Raw genomic sequence first — 22451 nt, 5'->3', positions numbered from 1 at the left:
CTGGCAGCCGGCACCCTGCAAGGAGCCGACCACCCTCAGCGAGTGGGATCGATCATGGTCATCCCGGCAACCTTCACCCGATCGAATCCCGGCAGCAGGGCCGCGGCCTCCTCCAGACCGATGGTGCGCTCGATCAGCCGTTGCGGTTGCAGTGCACCTGCCTCGATCAGGGCGAGCATGCCGGGGTAGTCGGCTGCGGCCATCCCGTGGGCACCCAGGACGTCGAGCTCCCATGCGATCACTCGCGACATCGGCACCCTCGGGTGACCACCGATCGGTGGCAGGAGCCCGACCTGCACCAGGCGGCCGCGTCGGCGCAGGCTGAGGATGGCGTCGGCACAGGTCTGCTCGCTGCCGACGGCATCGATCGCGACGTGACTGCCGCCCTCGACGAGGGCACCCACCGCCGCGGGGATATCGGTCTCGTCGGCCAGGATCGCGTGCTCCGCGCCCACCTCCGTTGCCACGCTGAGCGCTTCGGGGTTGCGGTCCACTGCGATCACCCGGGCGCCGAGCGCGTGGGCGATCATCACCGCGCTGAGGCCGACTCCCCCGGCGCCGATCACGGTGACCCACTCCCCCTCGGCGACCCGGGCGCGCCCGACGAGGGCGCGGTACGCCGTGGCGAACCGACACCCCAGGCTGGCCGCGGTCGCGAACGACATCTCCTCGGGTACGGCGACCAGGTTGGTGTCCGCGGCGTACAGGGCGACGTACTCGGCGAACGAGCCCCAGTAGGTGAAGCCGGGCTGCTCCTGGTCGGGGCACACCTGCGCGTTGCCCGACAGGCAGCACTCGCAGCGACCGCAGCCGCAGACGAAGGGGACCGTGACCCGATCCCCGACCTGCCACCGCGTCACGCCCTCGCCGACCTCCACGACGTCACCGGCGAGCTCATGGCCGGGCACGTGCGGGAAAGAGATGTCCTCGTCGTGACCGGCCCAGGCGTGCCAGTCACTGCGGCACATCCCGGTGGCCACGACTCGCACGACCACGCCACCCGTGGGAGCCGAGGGCCTCGGCACCTCGCGGACCTCGGGCCGCGACCCGGCTGCCTCGATCATGACCGCACGCATGCGCTCATCCTCGCAAACGCCCGGCCGGGATCGAGGAGCCGGATCAACGACGCTGGCGCAGGCTGGTGAGCACCATGACGCTGCGGGATCTGACGCAACCGGCCCCGTGGGAACCCTCCGGGACGAGGCCGGGGAGCTGGCGTGCCGAGCGTCGGGTCGAGGCGTGCCGCGAGCGCCCTGAGCCGGACCGAGAAGCCGTGACCGACGCAGACGCGCGGACACAAGTCAGGGACCAGCGCGCTGGCTGAGCGTGGTGCCTCCGTGTCGTCACGACTTGTGTCCGCGCGTCTGCGAGATTCCGACGCCGAGACCGCCAGGCAGGACAGTTGAACCGCCGAGGGTGACACCGCGTTCGATCTCGCTAGCCTGCAAGGGCAGCGATGGGAGCGCAGATGAGCCGGACGCCGACGACGGTTGCTGCTCTGTGTGTTGCGCTCGCTGCTGGCGTGGCCGGCGGCGCCGCCGTACTCACTCGCGCAGGTCCTGGTGTCCCCGGCCCCGACGCAGCCGTCGTGACCACAGCGGAGCCCTCCTCGGACGGCCAGCCGGTCACCGACGACCATCCGCAATCGCCAGCCACAGTCAGCGCGGCGACCATCTGCACGAACATGTTCATCCACACCACCGAGGTGGGCATGCCGACCAAGATCGAAGGGCCGTGCGGCAAGTCCCCTCGATTGATCGATGCCGATCTGTTCACCACACCATCGGGAACCCACTGCGCGACGGTCACCTACGTTCTCGCCGCCGGGGAGGCGCGGCAGACCAGGGTGGTGTGTGTCGGTGAGGCGAAGGCTCCCGGCGTGCCCACCCTCGTCGGCAACTGAGGCCCGGATCTCGGCGCGCAGCCGGGAAACTACGCTCGCACCATGAGCGCCCACCTCGTCACCAAGAACCTGGCCGGCGGGCACGCTCACCGCGTCCTGTTCGAGTCCCTCGACCTCACCGTGGCGCCCGGAGACGTGGTCGGTGTGGTCGGGGCCAACGGCGCCGGCAAGAGCACCCTGCTGCGGATCCTGGCCGGCGACCTGGAGCCGCTGGAAGGTTCCATCTCGACAGCACCCAGCGACGCGTTCGTCGGGTGGCTCCCCCAGGAGCACGAGCGCGTCCCCGGCGAGACGGTGGCGCATTACGTCGCCCGGCGTACCGGAGCCGCCGCCGCGACTGAGGCGATGGAGCAGGCCGCCACCGCACTCGGCGCAGACAACCCCTCGACCGCCGACGAGGACGCCTACTCCCAGAGCCTCGACCACTGGCTGGCCAGCGGCGCGCCCGACCTGGAGGACCGGCTGCCACCGGTGCTGGCCGACCTCGGTCTCGACGTCGGACCGGACGCCTTGATGACGTCGTTGTCCGGCGGACAGGCCGCACGAGCGGCACTCGCCGCGCTGCTGCTCAGCCGCTTCGACCTCGTGCTGCTCGACGAGCCCACCAACGACCTCGACCTCGCCGGGCTGGAGCGCCTGGAGGGGTTCGTGCGCGGACTGCGGTCCGGGGTGGTGCTGGTCTCCCACGACCGCGAGTTCCTGTCGCGCGTGGTCACCCGCATCGTCGAGCTCGACCTGGCCCAGCACCAGGTGGCGGTCTACGACGGTGGGTACGACGCGTACCTCGAGGAGCGCGCGGTCGCGCGCCGGCATGCGCGCGAGGCCTACGAGGAGTACGCCGACACCAAGGCCGACCTCGTCGGTCGCGCCCGCACCACCCGCGAGTGGAGCTCGCAGGGCGTCCGCAACGCCATGAAGAAGTCGCCGGACAACGACAAGATCCGCCGCAAGGCGCAGGCGGAGTCCTCGGAGAAGCAGGCCCAGAAGGTGCGCCAGATGGAGTCGCGGATCGCGCGTCTCCAGGAGGTCGAGGAGCCTCGCAAGGAGTGGGCGCTGAAGTTCACCATCGGCAGCGCCCCTCGCTCGAGCTCGGTGGTCGCCACCCTCGACCAAGCCACCGCAACCCTCGGGGACTTCAGGTTCGGCCCGGCCTCACTGCAGGTCAGCGCGGGCGACCGGATCGGCGTCACCGGCCCCAACGGCGCCGGGAAGTCGACGCTGCTGCGGCTGCTGCTGGGCCGGCTCGCTCCCGAGACCGGGAGGGCCAGCCTCGGCGCGTCCGTCGCGGTCGGCGAGATCGACCAAGCCCGGACCGGGCTCGCCGAGGACCTCCCGCTGGGGGACGCGTTCGAGGCGGTGCTGCCGCAGATGGCTCCGGCCGACGTACGCACGCTGCTGGCGAAGTTCGGCCTCAAGGCAGACCAGGTGACCAGCCCGGTCGGCAGCCTCTCCCCGGGCGAACGCACGCGTGCCGCGATGGCGCTGCTCCAGGCCCGCGGGGTGAACCTCCTCGTCCTCGACGAACCCACCAACCACCTCGACCTGCCCGCGATCGAGCAGCTCGAAGAGGCCCTGGAGGCGTACGACGGCGCCCTCCTGCTGGTCACCCACGACCGCCGCCTGCTCGACAACGTCCGTCTCGACCAGCGCTGGCAGGTCGAGAACGGACAGGTCGCCACCGCGCACGTGAGCTGAGCGTTCCTCGGACCTGCCCACGCACGCACCTGCCTACAGGTCGACGAGACTCTTCCGGTTGAGCTCGTCCTGCAGCTGGCGTCGGTACCAGAGGAACCACACCAGAGCAGAGGGCCAGGTGAAGAGGACCATCGCCACGAACACGACTGCTCGTTCCTTCTGCGAGGCGTACGCCGCGTCCGGCATCCGCCATGCCTGGACCAGCGCGGCCAGCCAGAGCAGCGTCAGCGACCCACCCACGACTGGAGTCACGAGGGCACCTGGATCGATCGACATGACCGCAGTGTTGCGCAACCGGACCTACCTCGCCTACACCGCCAGCAGCCTTCGCCGCGTCTCGTTGCTCCTCCGCGGACGGCATTGGCGTCGGGGTGTCCGTCATCATCGACCCCCACGATCCGAAGATCGCCGGCAACATCGACTCGAACCTGGAAGCACTCATTCGCGACACTCGAGAACTGATCAGCGATCTCGTGTGGCATCCCTGGACAACTCGATCCCAAGGTTGCCTGAACGACCTGCGACCAGCGTCGTGAAGCGATCGTCAAGACCAACAAGCACTCACCGTTGCGGCTCAGATACCGAACGCCCTGACCGCCACGGGCGGGCTCTCCGATGCCGGTACACCGACTGCAGCCGCAGACCCTCACTCCCGCCGGTGGAAGCGCACCTTGCCGTTGGGTAGCCGATGCGTTCGGTACCTCGGGTCGTGGACCCGGCGATGATGGTGGGGACACAGCAGGCGGCCGGTCTCCACGTTGGTGTGGCCGCCATCGGCCCAGCGCCTGTCGTGGTGGGCGTGGCAGAGGCCCGGCGGGGTCTCGCAGTGCTCCGCGGTGCAGCCGCCGTCGCGGACGGCCATCGCCAAGCGCATGGCTTCGGTGTGGAAGCGCCGCTTGCGGCCAACGTCGAGGACCTGGCTCTTCCCGCCCAGGACCATCGGGACGATCCCGGCGCGGCAGGCCAGCCGGCGGGCCTCAGAGGCAGAGATGCGGCCGCCGGTGTCCAGGGTGCACACCCCCGCGGCGTCGAGGCGGTCGGTCAGCTGGTCGAGGGTCATGGTGACCACGATGGTGGCGCCGCAGCCGCCGGCCTGGGGCAGTGACTTCGCCGGGACGGCTTCGAGCAGCTGGGTGAACGCGATCCCGTGGCGCACCGGGGTGGGCAGGTCCGGGTCGATCCCGGTGGCGTTGACGCCGACGGCGCGTGCGGGCGAGGTGAGCGCGAGGATCATCTTGGTCAGGATCTGACCGTGCAGCGCGGGGATCCGGAACCGTCCGTGGCAGGTGCCCTCATCGTCCTCGTGCATCGTCAGCGTCGTACGCCGCAGCGCCTCTGCCTCTTCGCGCTCCAGCGCCCTGCCCTCGAACCGCTCGGCGAGCTCAGGTGCGATCACCTCGAACAGGTGCCGCCCCAGCAGACGGAGCATCTTCGCGTCGTGATCCGCGGCCAGGCCGACGAGGTGGGCCTCCGCGGCCACCCGCTGCTCGGCCGAGACGGCGAACGGGCCGGTGCGGGGAAGACGATCCAGGGAGGCGACGATCGCCCGGGCTTGGGGCAGGTTCACCCCACCGGACGCCATCGCGGCAGACAGCACCTCGTGGTCCTCCAGCTTCAGCGCGAGCTTGAGATCCGAACGGGCGTCGCGGCGTACATGCCGGGTCTCGACCGCCAGCCAGTCCGCGGCCGTCGCTGCCCCGGTGTCCACGGTGGCCTCGCTGCGCTCGGTCTCCGCGAGCAACCGCAGGCGGAGAGTGTCGAGCTGCGCCCGTCCCTGGGCCAGCGCCAACAGCGTCTCGCGCTTCTCCGCTGGACTCATTGACATCACTGGCGCGACCGCAAGCGAGTCGAGCCGAGCGACCAGCCGGTTGGCGAAGTCGGCCACCGGGTGGCGGTGGTCGACCGGCTGGGTGCTCATGAGTGAATTCAAGCACCGAGCACTGACACAAAAGGGCGGCTGACCTGCGGTTATGACCACAACCCGAGACCCACCGGGAACTCGCCGAAAGACGGGTCCCGGTCATCGCCGCGGCTGCATTCCAAGCAGCAGAACTGACCACCGGAAACGTCTGATGCCTACTCTGCTCCCGTGATGAGTGAATCCCGGTGAGCGAGCTTCGGATCGGCACCTGGAACGTCGAGTACGCGCGAGGCGTCGAGAAGAACCAGCTCCGGCTCGACCTCCTTGCGTCCCGGGCAGCAGACGTGTGGGTCCTCACCGAGACCCATGACGACCTCGACCTGTCCGCGACCCACAGGCCCATCCACTCGCAGCAGCGATACAAGACGCCCGGCGGCAGGTGGACGACCATCTGGACGTCGCTTCCTGTGCTCGAGCTGCTTCCGACGGGTGATCCGCACCGGTGCATCGCGGCACGACTCGATGCCGGCGACGCCGGCGAGGTCATCGTCTACGGGACGGTGCTGCCCTGGAACGGCGACGTCGGACCGGACAAGGACCGGCCTGCCAAGGGCTGGGAGGAGTTCCCTCGGGTGGTGGCCACCCAGGGGTCTGAATGGGCCTCCCTCCGACAGCGCTTCCCCGAGGCCACCCTCGTCGTGGCCGGCGACCTGAACCAGGACCTCGGCGGCAAGCACTACTTCGGCACGAGGGCCTGCCGAGCGCTGCTCAACGCCGAGCTCACTCGGGCCGACCTCACGTGCCTGACCACGACCGACCGATTCGGTGCGGACGTCCTGGAGCACCCGCCCATCGACCATGTCTGTGCAGGGCCCGGACGAGCCAGAGCCTTCACGACCGAGGTCGACGGGTGGAACAACGTGGTCGACGGCGCGAAGCTGAGCGACCACGGGGGCGTCCTGGCGACCTTGCAAGGCCTGTCGAATACGCGGTGACTCGTCGAGACGCCGAGGATCGTGAGCTAGACCCGCAGGGACTGGATCATGCTCTGCAGGCTGCGGAGCGCGTTCGCCTGCTCGGCCTCGGTCATCCCGGAGAGCATCCTGACCTCGACGGACCGGACCGCCGCGGTCGCCTTCTTGAGGCTGCGTCGGCCGCTAGCCGTCAGTCGCGTCGGCAGGGCCCTGCCCACGGGCGCCTCCGCGGCCCTGGTCACGTAGCCGACCCGGACGGCTACCAGATCACTCTCCACGACCGCGCCTGAGCGATCGTCACCTGCGGTTCTGCTCGGCCCGACGCTCCAGCAGGGAGCGTTCGCTCGCGTTCCTGGTGCGCGCGGCCGCCGCGGTGAACGCCTCGCTCGCCTCGGCGTGCAATCCGGCTCGTTCGAGCAGGTCTCCACGCACGCTCGGCACCAGCGGGCCGTCGCCGAGCAGCCGTTCGTCAACCCCGGCCAGGACCGCGAGGCCGGCGTCGGGGCCGAACGCTCGCCCGTGGGCGACGGCCCGGTTCACCTCGACGATGGGCCCGGGCGCGGCGCCGGCCAGCACGTCGTACAGGGCGGCGATCCGGCGCCAGTCGGTCTCCTCGGCCCGCTCTGCACGGGCGTGCTGAGCGGCGATCGAGGCCTGCAGGAAGTACTTCCCGACGGGCGTCCCGCCCGCGGCGATCCTCTCGGCCTGCGTCAGGGCAGCCAGCCCGCGCCGGATCAGCAGCCAGTCCCACTGCGTCCGGTCCTGGGCCTCCAGCAGGACCGGCAGGCCGTTCTCGTCGAGCCGGGCGGCCGTCCGTGAGCCCTGGATCTCCAGCAGCGCCTGCAGCCCGAGCACCTCGGGGTCGCCGGGAGCAAGATCGACCAGCATCCGCGCCAGCCTCGTCGCCTCGCTGACGAGGTCGGGGCGCATCCAGTCCTCACCGGAGGTCGCCGTGTACCCCTCGTTGAAGATCAGGTAGATCACGGCCATCACGTCGTCGAGGCGCCGGGTCCGCTCCGCTCCCGTGGGCAGCTCGAACTCGGCGTGTGCCTCGGACAGTGTCTTCTTGGCTCGCGAGATGCGCTGGCCCATGGCGGACTCGGTGGCCAGGAACCCGCGGGCGATCTCGGCCGTGGTGAGCCCGCCGACGAGCCGCAGGGTTAGCGCAGCCCGGGACTCCGCGGAGAGGCTGGGGTGGCAGGACAGGAAGATCAGCCGGAGGACGTCGTCCTCGATGTGGTCGACCTGGCCGTCGAGGTCGGGCACCTCCCCCTCCTCTCCCCGGCGAGCGTGCTCGAGCTCGCCGAGCTTGCGGCGCAGATTGTCGGCGCGCCGGAAGTGGTCGACGCCGCGCCGCCTGGCGGTCGTCATCAGCCACGCGCCCGGGTTGTCCGGGACACCGGTGGCCGGCCACTGCTCGAGCGCGGCCACGAGGGCGTCCTGCGCGAGGTCCTCGGCGAGCCCGACGTCCCGGGTCATCCGGGTGAGCGCGCCGACGAGGCGGGCCGACTCGGCCCGCCACGCGGCGTGAACGGCCTCGGCCGGGTCGTTGCTCGTGGTCTCTGCCGGCACGCGGCCAGCGTAGTGAACCCCGCTCAGTCGCCGGGGTTGTCCGGACCGGTGGAGATCTGGCGCAGCGTCGAGATCACGGTGACCTCGGGCCAGTGCTTCGCGTGCAGCGCGGCGAACTCCTCCTGGTCGGCCACGGCCTCCTCGCGGGTGGCGTACTCCATGATGGCCCAGCCGCCGACGACCTCCTTGGCCTCGGCGTACGGCCCGTCGACCCGGCTGACCTCGCCCTTGCGGACCACGAAGTTCACGGCGTCCTCGGTCCCGTAGAGACCGCCGCCGTCGAGGAACACCCCCTTCTCGGCGCGTTCGCCGATGTGGGCGTCCATCGCCTCCATCAGCGCCGGTGGCGGCGGGGTGTCGAGGTTCTCTTCCATCCTGACGAATCCCATGAAACGTGGCATCTGGATCACTCCTAGTGGTTGCGGGCGTTTGCCGTCTCGCACGTACGTCGAACAGCCACCGGGCACTTCGACATCGCCCACGGATCTTCTCCGTCCTCCGACATCCTGCGCGCTCGCCCGGGAGGGGTAAAGCACCGAACCTCACAGCATCGCGGTCAGCACTCCCCCGTCAGCGCGCACGGCCGTGCCGTTGGTCGCGGACGCCAGCGGGCTCGCCAGGTAGGTCGCGAGGTGCGCGATCTCGCCCGGGTCGATGAAGCGCTGCAGGAGCGTGGTCTGGTTCCCACCGATGATCGCCTCCTTGAGCACCTCGCTGGGCACCGACTGCGCCTGAGAGGCCTGCGCGACGGTGGCAGCTACACCGTCGGAGTACGTCGGACCGCCGAGGATCGTGTTCACGGTGACCTCGGTGCCGCGGGTGAGCTTCGCGAGGCCGTTGCCGAGCGCGAGCATCCCCGCCTTCGTGACGCCGTAGTGCACCATGTCGCCGGGGACGTTCACCCCCGACTCGCTCCCGATGAAGATGATCCGCCCCCACTTCCGGGCGAGCATCCCGGGGAGCACCTGCCGGGAGAGGCGTACGCCGCTCAGCAGGTTGATCTCGAGGTAGCGCTGCCAGTCCTCGTCCGCGATCTCGCCGAACTCCTGCAGCTCGAAGAGGCCGACGTTGTTGACCAGGATGTCGACCTCGCCCAGGGACTCCAGCAGCCGGGCCACCTGGCCGGCGTCCTCGAAGTCCGCGGCGATCCCGGAAACGGCCGCGCCGGGGACCGCCTGCTCCAGGGCGGCAACCGCCGCACGGACGCGGTCGTGGTCTCGTCCGTTGATGACAACCGAGACCCCTTCCCGTGTCATCGACTCTGCGATCGCGTAGCCGATTCCTTGCGTCGAGCCGCTCACGAACGCGCTCTTGCCGGACAGGTGCAGGTCCATGTGTCTCCATCGTCTCGGGCAGGAACGGCTGCGTCGTCACAGCCGATTCACTTGCTCAGTCAAGTGAACAGTAGGCGCGATGACTTTCCTGATCAAGTCAACGAAGCGGCGTACGGCGCCCCTGTCACGTACTGTGCTGCCATGCCGGACCCCAGCACTCCCGTCGAGCTCAGCGGCGAGGACCTCGAGACCTGGTCGGCCCTGGCCACCGTCCTGGAGTGGCTCCCCTCCGCACTGGACGCCCAGCTGCAGCGCGACGCCGACCTGACGCACTTCGAGTACGGCGTGCTCTACGCGCTGGCGAACGCACCCGACCGCACCCTGCGGATGAGCGTGCTGTCCAGCTATGCCAACAGCTCGCTTTCCCGGCTCTCCCGCGCGGCCTCGCGGCTGGAGGCCAAGGGCTGGCTGCGACGTACGACGGACCCCACCGACGGGCGGTACACGCTCGCGATCCTCACCGACCTCGGATCGGAGAAGATCGAGCAAGCCACCCCGGGACACGTGGCCACGGTCCACCGGCTGGTGCTCGACCCGCTGACCCAGGCGCAGACGCGCCACCTGCGCGAGATCAGCCGACGGATCACCCAGTCGATCCGCACCGAGGGCGGATGGCAGCCTCCCGCGAGCATCGCTCCCCCGAACGCCCCCTGAGCATCGGCCTGCCGGTTCTCGTCGCGTGAGGTTCCGCAGGCGTGGGAGCATCGAGAGGATCGTTCCGACAACCCCTTGGGGAGACATGCGCCTGGTACTGAACGTCCTCTGGCTCGTCTTCTCCGGGTTCTGGCTGTTCCTCGGCTACGTGGCTGCGGGAGTGCTGTGGTGCATCACGATCATCGGGATCCCGTTCGGGATCGCGTCGTTCAGGATCGGCCTCTTCGCGCTGTGGCCGTTCGGCCAGACGGTGGTGACCAAACCCGGTGCCGGCGTCGGATCTGGCATCGGCAACGTGCTCTGGTTCATCTTCTCGGGTCTCTGGCTCGCGATCGGGCACGCCGTACTGGGTGCGGTCCTGTGCGTCACCATCATCGGCATCCCGCTGGGGCTGGCGAACTTCAAGATGATCCCGATCTCGTTGTGGCCGTTGGGCCGCGAGATCGTCCCGGTGGACTCCCCTGACGCGGCGTTCATCTCGACCTGACCCACCGCCCACCTCAGGCAGCTCACCCCGGGCGACGCCCCGGTCGCACGAGTCCGTGGTCGAAGGCGAAGACCACGGCGGCGGCACGGTCACGCAGGCCCAGCTTGGCGAAGATGTGCCCGACGTGGGTCTTGATCGTGCCCTCGCCGAGGAACAGCTGGCCGGCGATCTCGGTGTTGTTCAGGCCGCCGCCGATCAGGGCCAGCACCTCCCGCTCCCGCGGCGTCAGCGACTCGAGCGCCGCGCCGGACACCGGTGGTTCCTGCACGCCGCGGTAGGCGGTGAGCACACGCCCCGTGACGGCGGGGTCCAGCCAGGAGTCTCCGGCGGCGACCGCCCGTACGGCGCGTTGCAGGTCCTCCGCCGGGACCGACTTGAGCAGGAAGCCGGCCGCTCCGGCGCGCAGCGCACCGGCGAGGACCTCCTCGTCCTCGAACGTCGTCAGGACCAGCACCGGCGGCGCATCGGGTACGCCGGCCAGCAACCGGGTCGCGGCAACCCCGTCGACCCGCGGCATCCGCACGTCCATCACCACCACGTCCGGACGCAGGGTCGCCACCGCATCCACGATCTCCTCGCCGCTGGCGAGCTCTCCGACGACCTCGAAACCGAACCGCGTGCGCAGGATCCCGCGCAGGCCGGTGCGGACGAGCTCCTGGTCGTCGACCAGGAGCACCCGCACGACGTCCCCGGTCATGACGGCAGCACCGCCTCGACCCGCCATCCCTGCTCGACAGCACCGGCGTCGAGCCGGCCACCGACGCTCTCGGCGCGCTCGCGCATGCCGACCAGCCCGGAGCCAGGAGCCGCGGCCGGGTCGGGGATGCCGCTGTTGCACACGGTCACCGAGACCCCCGCATCGCCGACGACGACGCTCACCGAGACCGGCTCGCCGGCCGCGTGCCGGGCCGCATTGGTAAGGGCCTCCTGGACGATCCGGTACGCCGCCAGCCCGCGGGTGGGTCCCATCGACGACAGGTCTCCCTCGACCTCGAGCTCGACGGAGGCGCCGGCCCGGCGGAAGGAGTCCACGAGGTCGGCGATGTCGCGTGCGTCGGGCAGCGGGGCCATCCGGGCCGGGTCGTCGGTGCGCATCAGGCCGACGGTGGCGCGCACCTCCTCCAGGCTCTGTCGGGCCAGCCGCTCGGCCTCGACCAGGGAGGCCCGCGCCTCCTCGGGCTCGTCTTCGAGCGCGAGCCGGGCGCTGCCGATGTGCAGCAGCGAGACGGTCAGGGCGTGGCCGATCACGTCGTGCACCTCGCCCGCGATCCGGCTGCGCTCCTCGGCCTTGCTGCGCGCGGCGAGCTCGGCCCGGGTGCGGTCGAGCTCGATCACGGTCAGGCGGAGTCTTCGCGCGAAGACGCAGGCGATGGTGGTGAAGGCGGTGCCGATGATCCAGGCACCCCATCCGGGCTCGGAGGGATGGATCGCCCATTCCCACAGCGGGCCGGCGAGGAGCACGGCGAGCGTCGTCAGGGCCACCGGCAACGCGGACGACAGCGCCGCCCAGGCGGCGACGACGCACAGCCCCATCCAGGACAGGTTGGAGGACTGCTCGTGACCGAGCACCACCAGTCCCGCGACCGGGATCACCAGCCCGAGGGCAAGTCGCCACCCCGATGCCGCCCACCTCGCGAGCACCAGCGCGGAGACGACGACGAGCGCGGCCGACCACAGCGCGACGGCGGTCGGCTGGCGCGTCATCAGCACGCCCAGGAGCGCGAAGAACGCGAGCGCGGCAGGTGCCGCGGCTCGCGTCCTCCACTCCGTCATGGGAGCGACCCTAGACGTCACAGGGCGGTACGCCGGCCCGCCAGCGCCATGGCAGCCACGGCAATCACGGTGACCGCCAGCAGGGCGCCCGTGGCGTCCCCGATCCCGAGCCAGGGCTCCCGGATCGCCTGGTTGGCCAGGGACAGCGGCAACCGCTCGGAGATCTCCCGCAGGGCATCGGACATGACCGCCGGGGGCGGGCCGCCGACGCCGAGCAGGAACGAGGGGAAGAACAGCAGCAGCCCCACGGCCTGGGCAGCCCGCGCCGAGGGGAGCAGCGTCCCGAGCAGGACCCCGATGCTGACGAACGCCACGGAGGCGACCACCACGCCGGCCACCACCCGCACCGGGTCCTCGACCGTGGGGATGCCGTAGACCGGCGCGGCGACGGCCAGCAGCAGCGCCCCCGAGACCGCGATCGCGGTGAGCCCGACCACGAGCTGGGCCAACGCGAACGACCACCGCGGGAACCCGGACGCCGCGAACCGGCGCAGCACGCCCCGCTCCCGGTAGGTGGCGATGTGCACCGGCAGCATGATCAGTCCGGTCGCTCCGATCACCACGGTGAAGTAGGAAGCGACGTACCAGTGCGACGGGTTCACCGGGAACACCTCGTCGGGCTGGGTCCCGAAGGACCCACCGATGATCAGCATGGACACGATCGGGAACACCAGCACGAAGGTGAGGGTGAACGGCTCGCGGCTGAGCAGCCGGAGCTCGGTGGTGACCAGGCGGCGGGTCGCCGAGCGGTGCTTCGGCCTGGGTGCGGCGGTTGACTGTGGATCGGCGCCGGCAGTGTCTGCCTGGGTGGGGACGAACGTGCTCATGATGCGACCTTCCTGGTCTCGGGGACGTCGGTGGGCTGGTCGAGCAGGGTCAGCAGCGCCGACTCCAGGTCGGGGATGTCGACGCGCAGGTCGGTCGGCACCGGCTGCCCGGACGCGACCAGCCAGGCGCCCACGTGGGCGATGGCCTCACGCGCTCCCTCGATCGCGACCTGGTCGCGCTCCTGGCGCACCCGGCGTACGCCGGGGAGCCGCTCGAGCTGTTCCCGGATCGCGGAACCGCCGGCACCCGGAAGGCTGAACCGGACCGTGACTCCGGTGGCGTGCCGGGCGACCAGCTCGGCCGGTGTGCCCTGGTCGAGCACGCGCCCCTGGCGCATCGCGACGACACGCTCGCACAGCGCCTCCGCCTCGTCGAGCTCGTGCGTCACCAGCATGACGGTGGTGCCCTCGTCGCGCAGCTGCGCGACCGCCGACCACACCTCCCGGCGGGCGGCGGGATCCAGGCCCTGGGTGAGCTCGTCGAGGATCACCAGGCGCGGCCGGTTCAGCAGCGCCAGCACCAGGAACAGCCGTTGCTGCTCTCCCCCGCTCAGCCCGGCGAACGGGGAGCGGCGCAGTCGTCCGAGCCCGAACTGCTCGAGCAGCCGGTCCCGGTCCCGCGCGTGCGGGCCGGCGAACAGGTCCACCGCCTCGGCGACCTTCAGCCGGTCGGGCAGCCCGCTGCTCTGCAGCTGGCTGCCGACCTGCAGTCGCAGGCGGTCGGCCTGCTTGACCGGGTCCAGGCCCAGGACCCGGATCACGCCGGAGTCGGGCCTGCGCAGGCCCTGCAGGATCTCGACGGTGGTGGTCTTGCCGGCACCGTTGGCGCCGATGAGACCGACGATCTCACCGGCCCCAACGTGCAGGTCGAGGTGGTCGACGACGACGCGTCCGCCGTACGACTTGGTCAGTCCGCGCACGGTGACGACAGGGTCAGCGAGGTGTCCGGAAGGGTGGTGCAGGGGGGTTGGTTGCATGCCCCCATTCCAAGCCGTCGTAGCCCCTCCGCGCATCGGCCCGGAGGCAGAACCCGGCCTCTGCCCGCGGGCAGAGGCTCCTAGAGACCGGAGGCGGTGCTGACGAACGCGGCGAGCTCCCGGGACCGGCTCTGGGACGGCCAGGCGATCAGCGTGGTCACCCTCGGTGCGTCCACCAGCGGCACCGCGACCACCCCCTCGCCCAGCTGGTGGCGAGCCGACTCCGGCGCCGTGAGGTAAGTGCGACCCAGGGCAATCAGCTGCAGCAGCTGGCTGTGGTCGCGCACCGCGGGACCGGGACCCTCGGGGTAGTTGCCGTCCCGGTCGGGCCAGCGTGGGGCGGGCAGGCCGCCCGTCTCCTCGACCTCGGTGAGCCGGACCTGGTCGCGCGCGGTCAACGGGTGCCCGGCCGGCAGCAGGACCACCTGCTCCTCGGTCAGCATCACCTCGGTGTCCAGGCCGGAGACGTCGTCGTACGGCAGATGCAGGATGGCGACGTCGGCCCGGCCGTCGTGCAGCGTCTGCGTCTGCTCCCCCGGCCCGCACAGCAGCACCTCGACCGGCACGGCGTCCGGCTCGGCGGCGTACCGGTCCAGCAGCTTGGCCACCAGCTCGTTGGCGGCTCCGGCCTTGGAGGCGAACACCAGACCCGCCCGTCCCGTGGGAGCAGCGGCCGCCCGCCGGGTACGGCGCTCCGCAGCCGCCACCGCGTCGAGGGCAGCCCTGCCCTCGTCGAGCAGCACCACTCCCGCGTCCGTCAGCGTGACCGAGCGGCTGTTGCGCTCCAGCAGCGTCACCCCGAGGCGCCGCTCGAGCTGGCCGATAGCGCGCGACAACGGCGGCTGGGCGATGCCGAGCCGTTCGGCGGCGCGGCCGAAGTGCAGCTCTTCGGCCACCGCCACGAAATACCGCAGCTCCCGGGTCTCCACGTGTGACCACCTCCACCTCGACCACCGATACCGGCAGGGTATCGCTGCCCACCCAAGCGGTGTTGGAGCGCTGCCGGGCACGGATCCACGATGAAGCCATGACCGAGAACAACAACCAACACACACGAACCGCCCTGGTGACCGGCGCCAACAAGGGCATCGGCTACTCCATCGCGGAAGGGCTGGGCGCGCTGGGCTTCCGGGTCGGCGTCGGCGCCCGCGACGACGCCCGGCGCGACACCGCCGTGGCCAAGCTGCAGGCCGCTGGCGTGGACGCCTTCGGCGTACCCCTCGACGTCACCGACGACCAGAGCGTGAACGCCGCCGCCACCATGATCGAGGAGCAGGCCGGTGGGCTGGACGTGCTCGTCAACAACGCCGGCATCACCGGCACCCTGCCCCAGGAGCCCACCCTGGTGGACCTCGACAACATCCGGACGGTGATCGACACCAACGTCTTCGGGGTCATGCGCGTCACCAACGCGATGCTGCCGATGCTGCGGCGTGCGTCCTCCCCGCGGATCGTGAACGTCTCCAGCGGCGTCGGCTCCCTGACGCGGCAGGCCAACACCGCCGAGGACGACACGGGGCCGATCGCGGCGGCGTACTCGACGTCGAAGACGTTCCTCAACGCCGTGATGCTGCAGTACGTCCGCGAGCTCGCCGACACCGACATCCTGATCAACGCGGCCTGCCCCGGCTACGTCGCGACCGACCTCAACGGGTTCCGCGGCGTCCGCACCCCCGATCAGGGAGCTGCCACCCCGATCCGCCTCGCGACCCTGCCCGACGGCGGCCCCACCGGCGGGTTCTTCGAGGACGCCGGCACCGTCCCCTGGTGAGCAGTGGTGACTTGCAGAGGAAGGCCCCTGGAATGACGGCTCCCTGGACCGCCGACGAGCTCGCCCTGTTCGACGCAGCCACCGAGCTGGAGATCGCTGTGCACCGCCCGGACGGCGGTGCACAGCGCTCGGTGCCGATCTGGGTCGTCTGCAGCGACGGGGAGGTCTACGTCCGCACCTGGTATCGCCGGGACACCGGCTGGTTCGGCGCAGCACTGCGCGCCCGCCGCGCCGGCATCCGGGTGCCGGGTCTGGAGGCCGAGGTCACCGTCGAGGACCTCGGCAACACGGACCCGGACGTCACTTCCGGCGTGGACGCGGCGTACCGCGCCAAGTACGGCGCCGGTGTGGGGTCCATGGTCTCCATCGCGGCTGTGGAGTCCACCCTGCGGCTCGACCGGGTGTGACCGGGTGCAGGACACCGCGGGAGTTGTCCGCGTACCAACCGATCTCGTCCAGGTAAGTCCGGTCCGGCGGTCCACCATGGCTTCAGCCACCGTGGCGCAGATGGGGACTCGAACCATGTCGATCGGCACGGCGCCGTTCTTGCCTAGCCAGGATCACAAGGCATCCGATCATGCCGCCCTCGACGCCCCCGAGACATCCTTGGTCCCACCGGCTGCCTACCCGGGTTCGACGGGCAGCCAGAGCTCGCAGGTTGCCGTGGCTGCGGCCGGGTCGAACGCGAGCGTGGCGACGATCTCGGGTCCGGTTCGCAGCCGCCAGGGTTGTGAGGGGAACCATTCAGTCGCGGTGGCCGCCCAGGCTTCCTGCAGCGCTGCCGGGAACGGGCCGTCGATGCGGAACACGGCCCAGGTGCCTGCGGGCACCTCGATGATGTCGAGGCCCTCGGGCTCGGTGGTCGTGGCAACGCCGTGCAGGTAGGTCAGCTCAGTGCCCTCGCTGCGGTCGGGGTCCAGGTCGTCGCTGACTGCCAGGACGCCCTTCGGCTCGGTGTCGTTGAGGGTCTTGAGCCGGACGGTCTCCTCGACAGGGATCGACGCGACGTGTTCGGCGATGAACGGGTTCACCCCGTCGTGCACGAGTGGAACCCGTCGGGCGTGACCGACGAGACGGACGGCGGGCAGGTCGACGATGCGAGTTTCCATGGGGATGCCTCCTTGCACGGTCAGGTGGAACCTGATCCGCGGTTGTGTGCGTAGTGGACCCCCGTCCCGTCGTACGTCGGACGGGCCGACGCCGTGCACGGCCCGGAACGCCCGTCCGAAGGCTTCGGTCGAGCCGTAGCCGTAACGCACCGCAACTGTGAGCAGGTCGTCATCAGCGGCGAGGAGATCGGCAGCAGCCAATGACATCCGCCGCCGCTTCGCATACTCCGACAGCGGCATCCCGGCCAGCGACGAGAACATCCGCCGTAGATGGTGTTCGGTCGTGCCGAGGTTGCGCGCCAGGTCAGTTGCGTTGACCTGGGTGGACGGCTCGGTCGTCAGCAGAGTCTCCACGGCCTCGACGGTCGCGTTGAGCGCAGCGATCATGGGGGCCTCCTTTCGCGTTCCAGCCTGCATGGGCAGTCTGTCCCGCCGCCCGATCATTGCGGACCGATGCGGTCGAGCGGTCGAACCGCAACCGCAAGGTGGTCGAGCAGCGAACGAAGTGAGCGGAAAGTCGAGACCACACCGGGTGAGCGGAGCAACCCGGCTCTTCACACAGGAAACTTCTCGATTTCCTCGAGAATGGCCTGTCAAACAAGGGGAATCTCGCCGGAAACTGTCGGTGGCCGCTGCTTGGATTGATCCATGACCAGCCAGCCGGACACCCCTCCGGACACCCCGCCGGGCGCCTCGTGCGCCGGTCGGGTCGCGGCCGAGCTGGCCCGGATCCGTCGCGAGGTCCAGGGGCTGCAGGGCACGTTGTGGGCGGCCGGTCGCGGCGAGTGGCTGATGGACACCGTCGCCGAGATCGAGGCGCTGAAGTCGACCCTGGATGCCGTCGAGCTCCAGGTCGTGCACGAGCTCGAGGTCACCAACGCCGTCAAGCCGGTGGGGTGGGCCTCGACCCAGGACTTCGTCACTTCGGTCGCGGGTGGCCGCAAGGGCACCGGGTCAGGGACCGTGCGGCTCGCCGCGGCGGTGCAGACCCCGGTGCTGGCCCCGGTCGGTGAGGCCCTCGCTGACGGGTGGCTCTCGGTCACCAAGGCCCAGGTGATCAAACGAGCCGTCGAGGACCTCCCCACCGACCCGGACCTCCGCACCCGGGGTTGCCAGGCGATGCTCGCCGAGGCCAAGGCGCTCGACGCCACCGAGCTGGCCAAGCTCGGCCGGATCCTCGTGACGATCGTGGCCCCCGACGGCGAGGAGCGCCGCACCGAACGCGAGCTGGACCGTGAGGACCGCGCCGCCCACCTCGACCGGGACTTCTCGGTGCGGTTCGACACCGCAGGGGGCTGCTGGATCAAGGGCCGGTGCTCGGCCGAGGACGGCGCCAAGCTCCGCGCCACCCTGCTCCCCCTGGCGAAGCCGGTCCCGACAGCGGGTCCGGTGTGCGACCCCAACAGCTGCGTGATCCCCGGGTGCGGTCACGACGGCCGCGACCCGCGCGACCACGGCGCCCGGATGCTGGATGCACTGGTCGAGCTCTGTGACCGCGCCGCCACCGCAGACCTGCTCCCCGAGTGCCACGGAGCGAGCCCGCGGGTCTCGGTGACCATTCCCTTGGCCGACCTGCAACAGCAGACCGGGTTCGGGACCACGGAGACCGGCGAGGACCTCTACGTCGCCGCGGTGCGCCGGATGGCGTGCGACGCCCACGTGATCCCGATCGTTCTCGGCAGCGACGGTGAGGTCCTCGACGTCGGCCGCCAGCTGCGCCTGGTCACCGCCGCGATCTGGAAGGCCCTGGTCGCCCGGGACAAGCACTGCCGGTTCCCCAACTGCACCCGCCCACCGGTGATGTGCCACGCACATCACCTCGTTCACTGGGCAGACGGCGGTGAGACCTCTCTGGCCAACCTGATCCTGCTCTGCGGGCACCACCACCGGCTGATCCACGCCGGCCCCTGGCAGATCAGGACCCACGGACCGAACACCTTCGAGTTCGTGCCACCGGCCGGCGTACACCGGATGAGCCCGGGTGGGCGGGAGCCGCCTGATGGGTGAGGTCTGCGCGCGGGGTCGCCGGAGTGGTCTCGACTGTCCGCTCACTTCGTTCGCTGCTCGACCACCTTGGGGTTGCCACTGCGTTCGCTGCTCGACCACCATGGGGGTCGCCGGAGTGGTCTCGACTGTCCGCTCACTTCGTTCGCTGCTCGACCACCTTGGGGTCGCCACTGCGTTCGCTGCACGACCACTTGGGTCACGTCGTGCGTCTCTCGACGCGGGTCCAGCCCGACCATCCACGCTCGGCGAGCAGCTCGCGCAGCCGCGCGACGACGGGCTGCCCTTCCGACATCGAGTCCAACAGCCGCACGAAGGCATCGTCGTCCATGGCCAGCTCCTGCTGCTCGAGCTGGCCGCTGGCGGCGGCCTCCTCGAACAGCTCGACCAGGAGGTCGGCCAGCTCGAGGACGATCCGCTCCTGCTCCTCCTCGGTGCCGTCGAGCATCCGACCGATCAGCTGGTAGAAACGGATGTTCCGCGGGTCCTGGAGCTGATCGACCTTGTCGGCCATGAAGGCCTCGATCAACGTGGGATAGCGGGCCGCGACGAGGATCCAGGCGTCCCGCTCGGCGGCGATCAGCTGCTCGGGCGCTCCGGTGGCACGCACCAGATCCAGGTAGTCGCGCACCTCCTTTGGCACCGCCACGGCGTCCCCGGCCGTGAGCGTCGCGATCTGTCGCCGGTGTGCCTGCAGCTCACGGATCCGACCGCGCAGGTCGCGGTCGATCTCGCCGATCGCCTCGACATAGGCCTCCTCGTCGGCATCCAGCAGCTGCTGCACCCGCGCCAGGGGCACCCCGGCGTTGGCCAGGGTCCGGATCCGGACCAGGCGAACGACCGCGTCCGCGCCGTAGGAGCGGTAGCCGGAAGCATCTCGTGCGGGCTCGGGAAGCAGGCCGACCTGGTGGTAGTGCCGGACCGCGCGAACCGTGACGCCGGCGTACGACGCCAGCTGCCCGATGCTCAGCATGGGACCACCCTGCCCGATCGGGCGCCCCTGTGGCGGACGCTCACGCGATCTTGCGGTGGTAGACGCCCATCGCGACCGCGTAGGCGACGACGAGCAGGCCTCCGCACCAGGCGAACGAGATCCAGAGGTCGTTGCCGACCGGTTGCTCGGTGAGCAGGCTGCGGATCGAGTTGACGATCGCGGTCACCGGCTGGTTCTCCGCGAAGGCCCGCACCGGACCGGGCATGGTCTCGGTCGGGACGAAGGCCGAGCTGAGGAACGGCAGGAACACGAGCGGGTAGGAGAACGCGCTCGCCCCGTCCAGTGTCTTCGCGGTCAGGCCAGGGATCACCGCGAGCCAGGTCAGGGCCAGGGTGAAGAGCAGCAAGAGGCCGAGGACGCCGAGCCAGGGCAGCACGCCGGCCCCCGTGCGGAAGCCGATGAGCAGCCCGACGAGCACGACCACCACGAGTGAGACCAGGTTGGCGACCAGCGAGGTCAGCACGTGCGCCCAGAGCACCGCCGAGCGTGCGATCGGCATGGACTGGAACCGCTCGAAGATGCCGCCCTGCAGGTCGAGGAAGAGCCGGAACGCGGTGTAGGCGATGCCCGAGGCGATCGTGATCACCAAGATGCCGGGCAGCAGGTAGTTCACGTAGTCGTCCGTGCCGGCCTCGATCGCGCCGCCGAACACGTAGACGAACAACAGCAGGAAGGCGATGGGCATGATCGCGGTGGTGATGATGGTGTCGGGGCTGCGGGCGATGTGGCGCAGGGACCGTCCCGTCAGGATGCCTGTGTGGCGCGCGAACTGCTTCGTCATGGTCGTTCCCTCAGCTCGTCGTGCTGGCAGGGTCGCCGACCAGGGCGAGGAAGACGTCCTCGAGCGTGGGTTGCTTCTCGACGTACACGACCTGCGCCGGGGGCAGCAGGCCCTTGAGCTCGGCGAGAGTGCCGTCCACGATGATCCGGCCCTGGTGCAGGATCGCGATCCGGTCGGCGAGCTGCTCGGCCTCGTCGAGCATCTGGGTGGTGAGCAGCACCGTGGTGCCGGCCTCGGCCAGGGCCTTGATGCTGCTCCACACCTCGAGGCGTGACTGGGGGTCGAGCCCGGTGGTGGGCTCGTCGAGGAAGATCACCGATGGATCCCCGATCAGGCTCATCGCGAGGTCGAGGCGGCGCTGCATCCCACCGGAGTACGTCGCCACCTTCCAACCGGCCGCGTCGGTCAGCGAGAAGCGCGCCAGGAGCTCGTCGGCGATCCGGTGAGGGTCAGCCACTCCGCGCAGGCGGGCGACCATCACGAGGTTCTCCCGGCCGGTGAGCACACCGTCCACGGCGGCGAACTGACCGGTGAGGCTGAAGGTCTCCCGGACCTGCGCCGGTTCCGTGTCCACGTCCAGACCCTCCACCGTCACCGTGCCTGCGTCCGCCTTGAGCAGCGTGGTCAGGATCCGGATCGCCGTGGTCTTGCCCGACCCGTTGGAGCCCAGCAGGGCGAAGATGCTGCCCCGGGCGACGTCGAAGTCCACGCCCCGCAGCACTGGCACGTCCTTGAACGACTTCCGCAAACCCTGCACGTGGATCGCGTGCTCACCGGTCATGGTGTCTCCCCTGGCTTCGTGGTGTTCGGGCCAGCGTGCAGGGTTGACGCTGCGTCAAGGTCAAGAGTGGTGGGCGAACGGATCAGGACAGACCCCCGCACTCGTCAGCCTCGACCCGACTTGCCTAGGGCGAGAGCAGGCTGAGGAACCGCTCTGCGTCGCCAGTGCGGGGCAGGTTGTTGAACATGACGTACGGCGACGGCCGGCCGTCGACCAGGTCCCGCAGCCGGCGCAGCTCGTCATCGGTGTGGACGTCCCGCGAGCCCGTGGTGCCGTGCAGCCGGTAGTAGGTCTGCTCGGGCGTCACCGTCTCGGTCTGCATCGGGTCGACGACGTGGACGAGGTCCAGCTCTGCGCAGAGCTCCGTGAGGAGCTGCGCGGGCCACTCGCCACGGGGCTCCCACAGCAGCCGCCCGGCCGGCCGCTCCACCTGCGACATGAAGCTGCGCAGCCGTGCGACGTTGTCGGCCGTAGGACGAAAGCTCTTCGGGCACTGCAGCAGCACGGCACTTGCCCGCAGGACGCGGGCACACTCGAGGGTCCGCTGCCAGCCGTCGAGGACCGGAGGTGTCGTCCGGAACGCTCCGACCTGACCACGTGCGCTGACGGGCAGCGCCCGCTTCATCCGCCGGTAGGTGGGGCTGTTCGACTCGTGGGTGATGACCTGCCAGGCCTTGATCGTGAACTCGAAGTCGGTCGGCACCTGGGCCCGCCAGCGCGCCAGCACGGCGTCGGCCGGCGGTTCGTAGAACGTGTGCTGCACCTCGACCACGGGGAAGCGACGCACGTACGACGACTGCGAGACCGTCCAGCCGCACAGGCCAACTCGAACATCCACCTGTCTAGCCGCCCCAGGTGCATCGGGCGCGATCCAGCGCTCTGAGCAGCACGTCTCGGTCGACCATGCGACTGAGTCTCCCTGAAGGCATCCACGCGGAGTAGTCGTGCCACCGC

26 protein-coding genes are annotated in these 22451 nt (G+C 70.3%); 9 read left to right on the top strand and 17 right to left on the bottom strand.

Annotated features, from left to right (window positions below; translation table 11 throughout):
- Window positions 1–35 precede the first annotated feature (35 nt).
- On the bottom strand, window positions 36–1076 hold the full coding sequence (locus AC4BGB_RS21100) for a zinc-dependent alcohol dehydrogenase family protein (RefSeq protein ID WP_490549004.1): 1041 nt from the start codon (window positions 1074–1076) through the stop codon (window positions 36–38).
- Between the two features lie 512 nt (window positions 1077–1588).
- On the opposite strand from AC4BGB_RS21100, the gene AC4BGB_RS21095 reads away from it, so the two are divergent.
- Together AC4BGB_RS21095 and abc-f are read left to right on the top strand one after the other, a co-directional pair.
- The gene (locus AC4BGB_RS21095; RefSeq protein WP_490549003.1) at window positions 1589–1903 is read left to right on the top strand and encodes a hypothetical protein; all 315 of its coding nucleotides are present in this window, start codon (window positions 1589–1591) and stop codon (window positions 1901–1903) included.
- A gap of 42 nt (window positions 1904–1945) precedes the next feature.
- Window positions 1946–3598 (top strand): ribosomal protection-like ABC-F family protein, encoded by a 1653-nt coding sequence (abc-f, locus tag AC4BGB_RS21090; protein ID WP_490549002.1) that lies wholly within the window; start codon window positions 1946–1948, stop codon window positions 3596–3598.
- 33 nt (window positions 3599–3631) lie between these two features.
- Here abc-f and AC4BGB_RS21085 read toward each other — a convergent pair whose 3' ends face one another.
- Window positions 3632–3874: a hypothetical protein gene (locus AC4BGB_RS21085; RefSeq protein ID WP_490549000.1), complete on the bottom strand. Its 243-nt coding sequence runs from the start codon at window positions 3872–3874 to the stop codon at window positions 3632–3634.
- A 95-nt stretch (window positions 3875–3969) separates the two neighbouring features.
- Here AC4BGB_RS21085 and AC4BGB_RS21080 point away from each other — a divergent pair, with 95 nt between their 5' ends.
- Window positions 3970–4134: a hypothetical protein gene (locus tag AC4BGB_RS21080; protein ID WP_490548999.1), complete on the top strand. Its 165-nt coding sequence runs from the start codon at window positions 3970–3972 to the stop codon at window positions 4132–4134.
- A 110-nt stretch (window positions 4135–4244) separates the two neighbouring features.
- Here the strand turns inward: AC4BGB_RS21080 and AC4BGB_RS21075 are convergent, their stop codons facing one another.
- Complete coding sequence (locus tag AC4BGB_RS21075) at window positions 4245–5516, bottom strand: HNH endonuclease signature motif containing protein (RefSeq protein WP_490548998.1); 1272 nt, start codon at window positions 5514–5516, stop codon at window positions 4245–4247.
- Between the two features lie 188 nt (window positions 5517–5704).
- Between AC4BGB_RS21075 and AC4BGB_RS21070 the strand changes: the two genes are divergently transcribed.
- Window positions 5705–6454, top strand: coding sequence for an endonuclease/exonuclease/phosphatase family protein (locus AC4BGB_RS21070; protein ID WP_490548997.1), 750 nt, complete (start codon window positions 5705–5707; stop codon window positions 6452–6454).
- Window positions 6455–6480: 26 nt separating this feature from the next.
- Here AC4BGB_RS21070 and AC4BGB_RS21065 read toward each other — a convergent pair whose 3' ends face one another.
- The 4 genes from AC4BGB_RS21065 to AC4BGB_RS21050 form a co-directional block, all read right to left on the bottom strand.
- The gene (locus tag AC4BGB_RS21065; RefSeq protein WP_490548996.1) at window positions 6481–6711 is read right to left on the bottom strand and encodes a hypothetical protein; all 231 of its coding nucleotides are present in this window, start codon (window positions 6709–6711) and stop codon (window positions 6481–6483) included.
- A 19-nt stretch (window positions 6712–6730) separates the two neighbouring features.
- Window positions 6731–8005, bottom strand: a complete 1275-nt coding sequence (locus AC4BGB_RS21060) for an RNA polymerase sigma factor (protein WP_490548994.1) — start codon at window positions 8003–8005, stop codon at window positions 6731–6733.
- 23 nt (window positions 8006–8028) lie between these two features.
- Window positions 8029–8379 (bottom strand): YciI family protein, encoded by a 351-nt coding sequence (locus AC4BGB_RS21055; RefSeq protein WP_490548993.1) that lies wholly within the window; start codon window positions 8377–8379, stop codon window positions 8029–8031.
- A gap of 168 nt (window positions 8380–8547) precedes the next feature.
- Entirely contained in the window at window positions 8548–9339 is a 792-nt protein-coding gene (locus AC4BGB_RS21050; protein WP_490548992.1) for an SDR family NAD(P)-dependent oxidoreductase, read from the bottom strand.
- Between the two features lie 141 nt (window positions 9340–9480).
- Here AC4BGB_RS21050 and AC4BGB_RS21045 point away from each other — a divergent pair, with 141 nt between their 5' ends.
- Window positions 9481–9993 carry a MarR family winged helix-turn-helix transcriptional regulator gene (locus AC4BGB_RS21045; protein ID WP_490548991.1) on the top strand — a complete coding sequence of 171 codons (513 nt, stop codon included), beginning with the start codon at window positions 9481–9483 and terminating at the stop codon, window positions 9991–9993.
- An 85-nt stretch (window positions 9994–10078) separates the two neighbouring features.
- Window positions 10079–10480, top strand: a complete 402-nt coding sequence (locus AC4BGB_RS21040) for a YccF domain-containing protein (RefSeq protein WP_490548990.1) — start codon at window positions 10079–10081, stop codon at window positions 10478–10480.
- A 22-nt stretch (window positions 10481–10502) separates the two neighbouring features.
- Here AC4BGB_RS21040 and AC4BGB_RS21035 read toward each other — a convergent pair whose 3' ends face one another.
- The 5 genes from AC4BGB_RS21035 to AC4BGB_RS21015 form a co-directional block, all read right to left on the bottom strand.
- The gene (locus AC4BGB_RS21035; protein WP_490548989.1) at window positions 10503–11177 is read right to left on the bottom strand and encodes a response regulator transcription factor; all 675 of its coding nucleotides are present in this window, start codon (window positions 11175–11177) and stop codon (window positions 10503–10505) included.
- Window positions 11174–12253 (bottom strand): sensor histidine kinase, encoded by a 1080-nt coding sequence (locus AC4BGB_RS21030; protein ID WP_490548987.1) that lies wholly within the window; start codon window positions 12251–12253, stop codon window positions 11174–11176. The genes AC4BGB_RS21035 and AC4BGB_RS21030 overlap by 4 nt, the downstream gene beginning before the upstream one ends.
- 17 nt (window positions 12254–12270) lie before the next feature.
- A complete protein-coding gene (locus AC4BGB_RS21025; protein WP_490548986.1) occupies window positions 12271–13080 on the bottom strand; it encodes an ABC transporter permease in 810 nt (269 codons plus the stop codon).
- Window positions 13077–14057, bottom strand: coding sequence for an ABC transporter ATP-binding protein (locus tag AC4BGB_RS21020; protein WP_490548985.1), 981 nt, complete (start codon window positions 14055–14057; stop codon window positions 13077–13079). Before AC4BGB_RS21020 ends, AC4BGB_RS21025 begins: the two co-directional genes overlap by 4 nt.
- Window positions 14058–14137: 80 nt before the next feature.
- Window positions 14138–14986 carry a LysR family transcriptional regulator gene (locus AC4BGB_RS21015; RefSeq protein ID WP_490548983.1) on the bottom strand — a complete coding sequence of 283 codons (849 nt, stop codon included), beginning with the start codon at window positions 14984–14986 and terminating at the stop codon, window positions 14138–14140.
- 98 nt (window positions 14987–15084) lie between these two features.
- Between AC4BGB_RS21015 and AC4BGB_RS21010 the strand changes: the two genes are divergently transcribed.
- Window positions 15085–15828: an SDR family oxidoreductase gene (locus tag AC4BGB_RS21010; protein ID WP_490548982.1), complete on the top strand. Its 744-nt coding sequence runs from the start codon at window positions 15085–15087 to the stop codon at window positions 15826–15828.
- Window positions 15829–15860: 32 nt separating this feature from the next.
- Window positions 15861–16235 (top strand): DUF2255 family protein, encoded by a 375-nt coding sequence (locus tag AC4BGB_RS21005; RefSeq protein ID WP_490548981.1) that lies wholly within the window; start codon window positions 15861–15863, stop codon window positions 16233–16235.
- Window positions 16236–16451: 216 nt separating this feature from the next.
- Here the strand turns inward: AC4BGB_RS21005 and AC4BGB_RS21000 are convergent, their stop codons facing one another.
- Window positions 16452–17381 (bottom strand): AraC family transcriptional regulator, encoded by a 930-nt coding sequence (locus AC4BGB_RS21000; RefSeq protein WP_490548980.1) that lies wholly within the window; start codon window positions 17379–17381, stop codon window positions 16452–16454.
- Between the two features lie 204 nt (window positions 17382–17585).
- On the opposite strand from AC4BGB_RS21000, the gene AC4BGB_RS20995 reads away from it, so the two are divergent.
- Entirely contained in the window at window positions 17586–18944 is a 1359-nt protein-coding gene (locus AC4BGB_RS20995; protein WP_490548979.1) for an HNH endonuclease signature motif containing protein, read from the top strand.
- Window positions 18945–19140: 196 nt separating this feature from the next.
- Here AC4BGB_RS20995 and AC4BGB_RS20990 read toward each other — a convergent pair whose 3' ends face one another.
- From AC4BGB_RS20990 to AC4BGB_RS20975, 4 genes are all read right to left on the bottom strand, one after another.
- Window positions 19141–19914 (bottom strand): MerR family transcriptional regulator, encoded by a 774-nt coding sequence (locus AC4BGB_RS20990; RefSeq protein ID WP_490548978.1) that lies wholly within the window; start codon window positions 19912–19914, stop codon window positions 19141–19143.
- Between the two features lie 40 nt (window positions 19915–19954).
- Complete coding sequence (locus AC4BGB_RS20985; RefSeq protein ID WP_490548977.1) at window positions 19955–20716, bottom strand: ABC transporter permease; 762 nt, start codon at window positions 20714–20716, stop codon at window positions 19955–19957.
- A 10-nt stretch (window positions 20717–20726) separates the two neighbouring features.
- Entirely contained in the window at window positions 20727–21497 is a 771-nt protein-coding gene (locus tag AC4BGB_RS20980; protein WP_490548975.1) for an ABC transporter ATP-binding protein, read from the bottom strand.
- A 124-nt stretch (window positions 21498–21621) separates the two neighbouring features.
- On the bottom strand, window positions 21622–22335 hold the full coding sequence (locus AC4BGB_RS20975) for a DUF72 domain-containing protein (RefSeq protein ID WP_490548974.1): 714 nt from the start codon (window positions 22333–22335) through the stop codon (window positions 21622–21624).
- Window positions 22336–22451 lie beyond the last annotated feature (116 nt).

The organism is Nocardioides sp. Z30_9 (assembly GCF_058215735.1).
The sequence above is the reverse complement of the archived record's forward strand: the minus strand, read 5'-3'. Positions and strand labels throughout refer to the sequence as shown.

Coding starts and splice junctions, on each gene's coding strand:
- AC4BGB_RS21100 (WP_490549004.1), bottom strand. CDS start 1,076: ATGCGTGCGGTCATGATCGAGGCAGCCGGGTCGCGGCCCGAGGTCCGC.
- abc-f (WP_490549002.1), top strand. CDS start 1,946: ATGAGCGCCCACCTCGTCACCAAGAACCTGGCCGGCGGGCACGCTCAC.
- AC4BGB_RS21085 (WP_490549000.1), bottom strand. CDS start 3,874: ATGTCGATCGATCCAGGTGCCCTCGTGACTCCAGTCGTGGGTGGGTCG.
- AC4BGB_RS21075 (WP_490548998.1), bottom strand. CDS start 5,516: ATGAGCACCCAGCCGGTCGACCACCGCCACCCGGTGGCCGACTTCGCC.
- AC4BGB_RS21055 (WP_490548993.1), bottom strand. CDS start 8,379: ATGGAAGAGAACCTCGACACCCCGCCGCCACCGGCGCTGATGGAGGCG.
- AC4BGB_RS21050 (WP_490548992.1), bottom strand. CDS start 9,339: ATGGACCTGCACCTGTCCGGCAAGAGCGCGTTCGTGAGCGGCTCGACG.
- AC4BGB_RS21045 (WP_490548991.1), top strand. CDS start 9,481: ATGCCGGACCCCAGCACTCCCGTCGAGCTCAGCGGCGAGGACCTCGAG.
- AC4BGB_RS21040 (WP_490548990.1), top strand. CDS start 10,079: ATGCGCCTGGTACTGAACGTCCTCTGGCTCGTCTTCTCCGGGTTCTGG.
- AC4BGB_RS21035 (WP_490548989.1), bottom strand. CDS start 11,177: ATGACCGGGGACGTCGTGCGGGTGCTCCTGGTCGACGACCAGGAGCTC.
- AC4BGB_RS21030 (WP_490548987.1), bottom strand. CDS start 12,253: ATGACGGAGTGGAGGACGCGAGCCGCGGCACCTGCCGCGCTCGCGTTC.
- AC4BGB_RS21025 (WP_490548986.1), bottom strand. CDS start 13,080: ATGAGCACGTTCGTCCCCACCCAGGCAGACACTGCCGGCGCCGATCCA.
- AC4BGB_RS21020 (WP_490548985.1), bottom strand. CDS start 14,057: ATGCAACCAACCCCCCTGCACCACCCTTCCGGACACCTCGCTGACCCT.
- AC4BGB_RS21010 (WP_490548982.1), top strand. CDS start 15,085: ATGACCGAGAACAACAACCAACACACACGAACCGCCCTGGTGACCGGC.
- AC4BGB_RS21005 (WP_490548981.1), top strand. CDS start 15,861: ATGACGGCTCCCTGGACCGCCGACGAGCTCGCCCTGTTCGACGCAGCC.
- AC4BGB_RS21000 (WP_490548980.1), bottom strand. CDS start 17,381: ATGATCGGGCGGCGGGACAGACTGCCCATGCAGGCTGGAACGCGAAAG.
- AC4BGB_RS20995 (WP_490548979.1), top strand. CDS start 17,586: ATGACCAGCCAGCCGGACACCCCTCCGGACACCCCGCCGGGCGCCTCG.
- AC4BGB_RS20990 (WP_490548978.1), bottom strand. CDS start 19,914: ATGCTGAGCATCGGGCAGCTGGCGTCGTACGCCGGCGTCACGGTTCGC.
- AC4BGB_RS20985 (WP_490548977.1), bottom strand. CDS start 20,716: ATGACGAAGCAGTTCGCGCGCCACACAGGCATCCTGACGGGACGGTCC.
- AC4BGB_RS20980 (WP_490548975.1), bottom strand. CDS start 21,497: ATGACCGGTGAGCACGCGATCCACGTGCAGGGTTTGCGGAAGTCGTTC.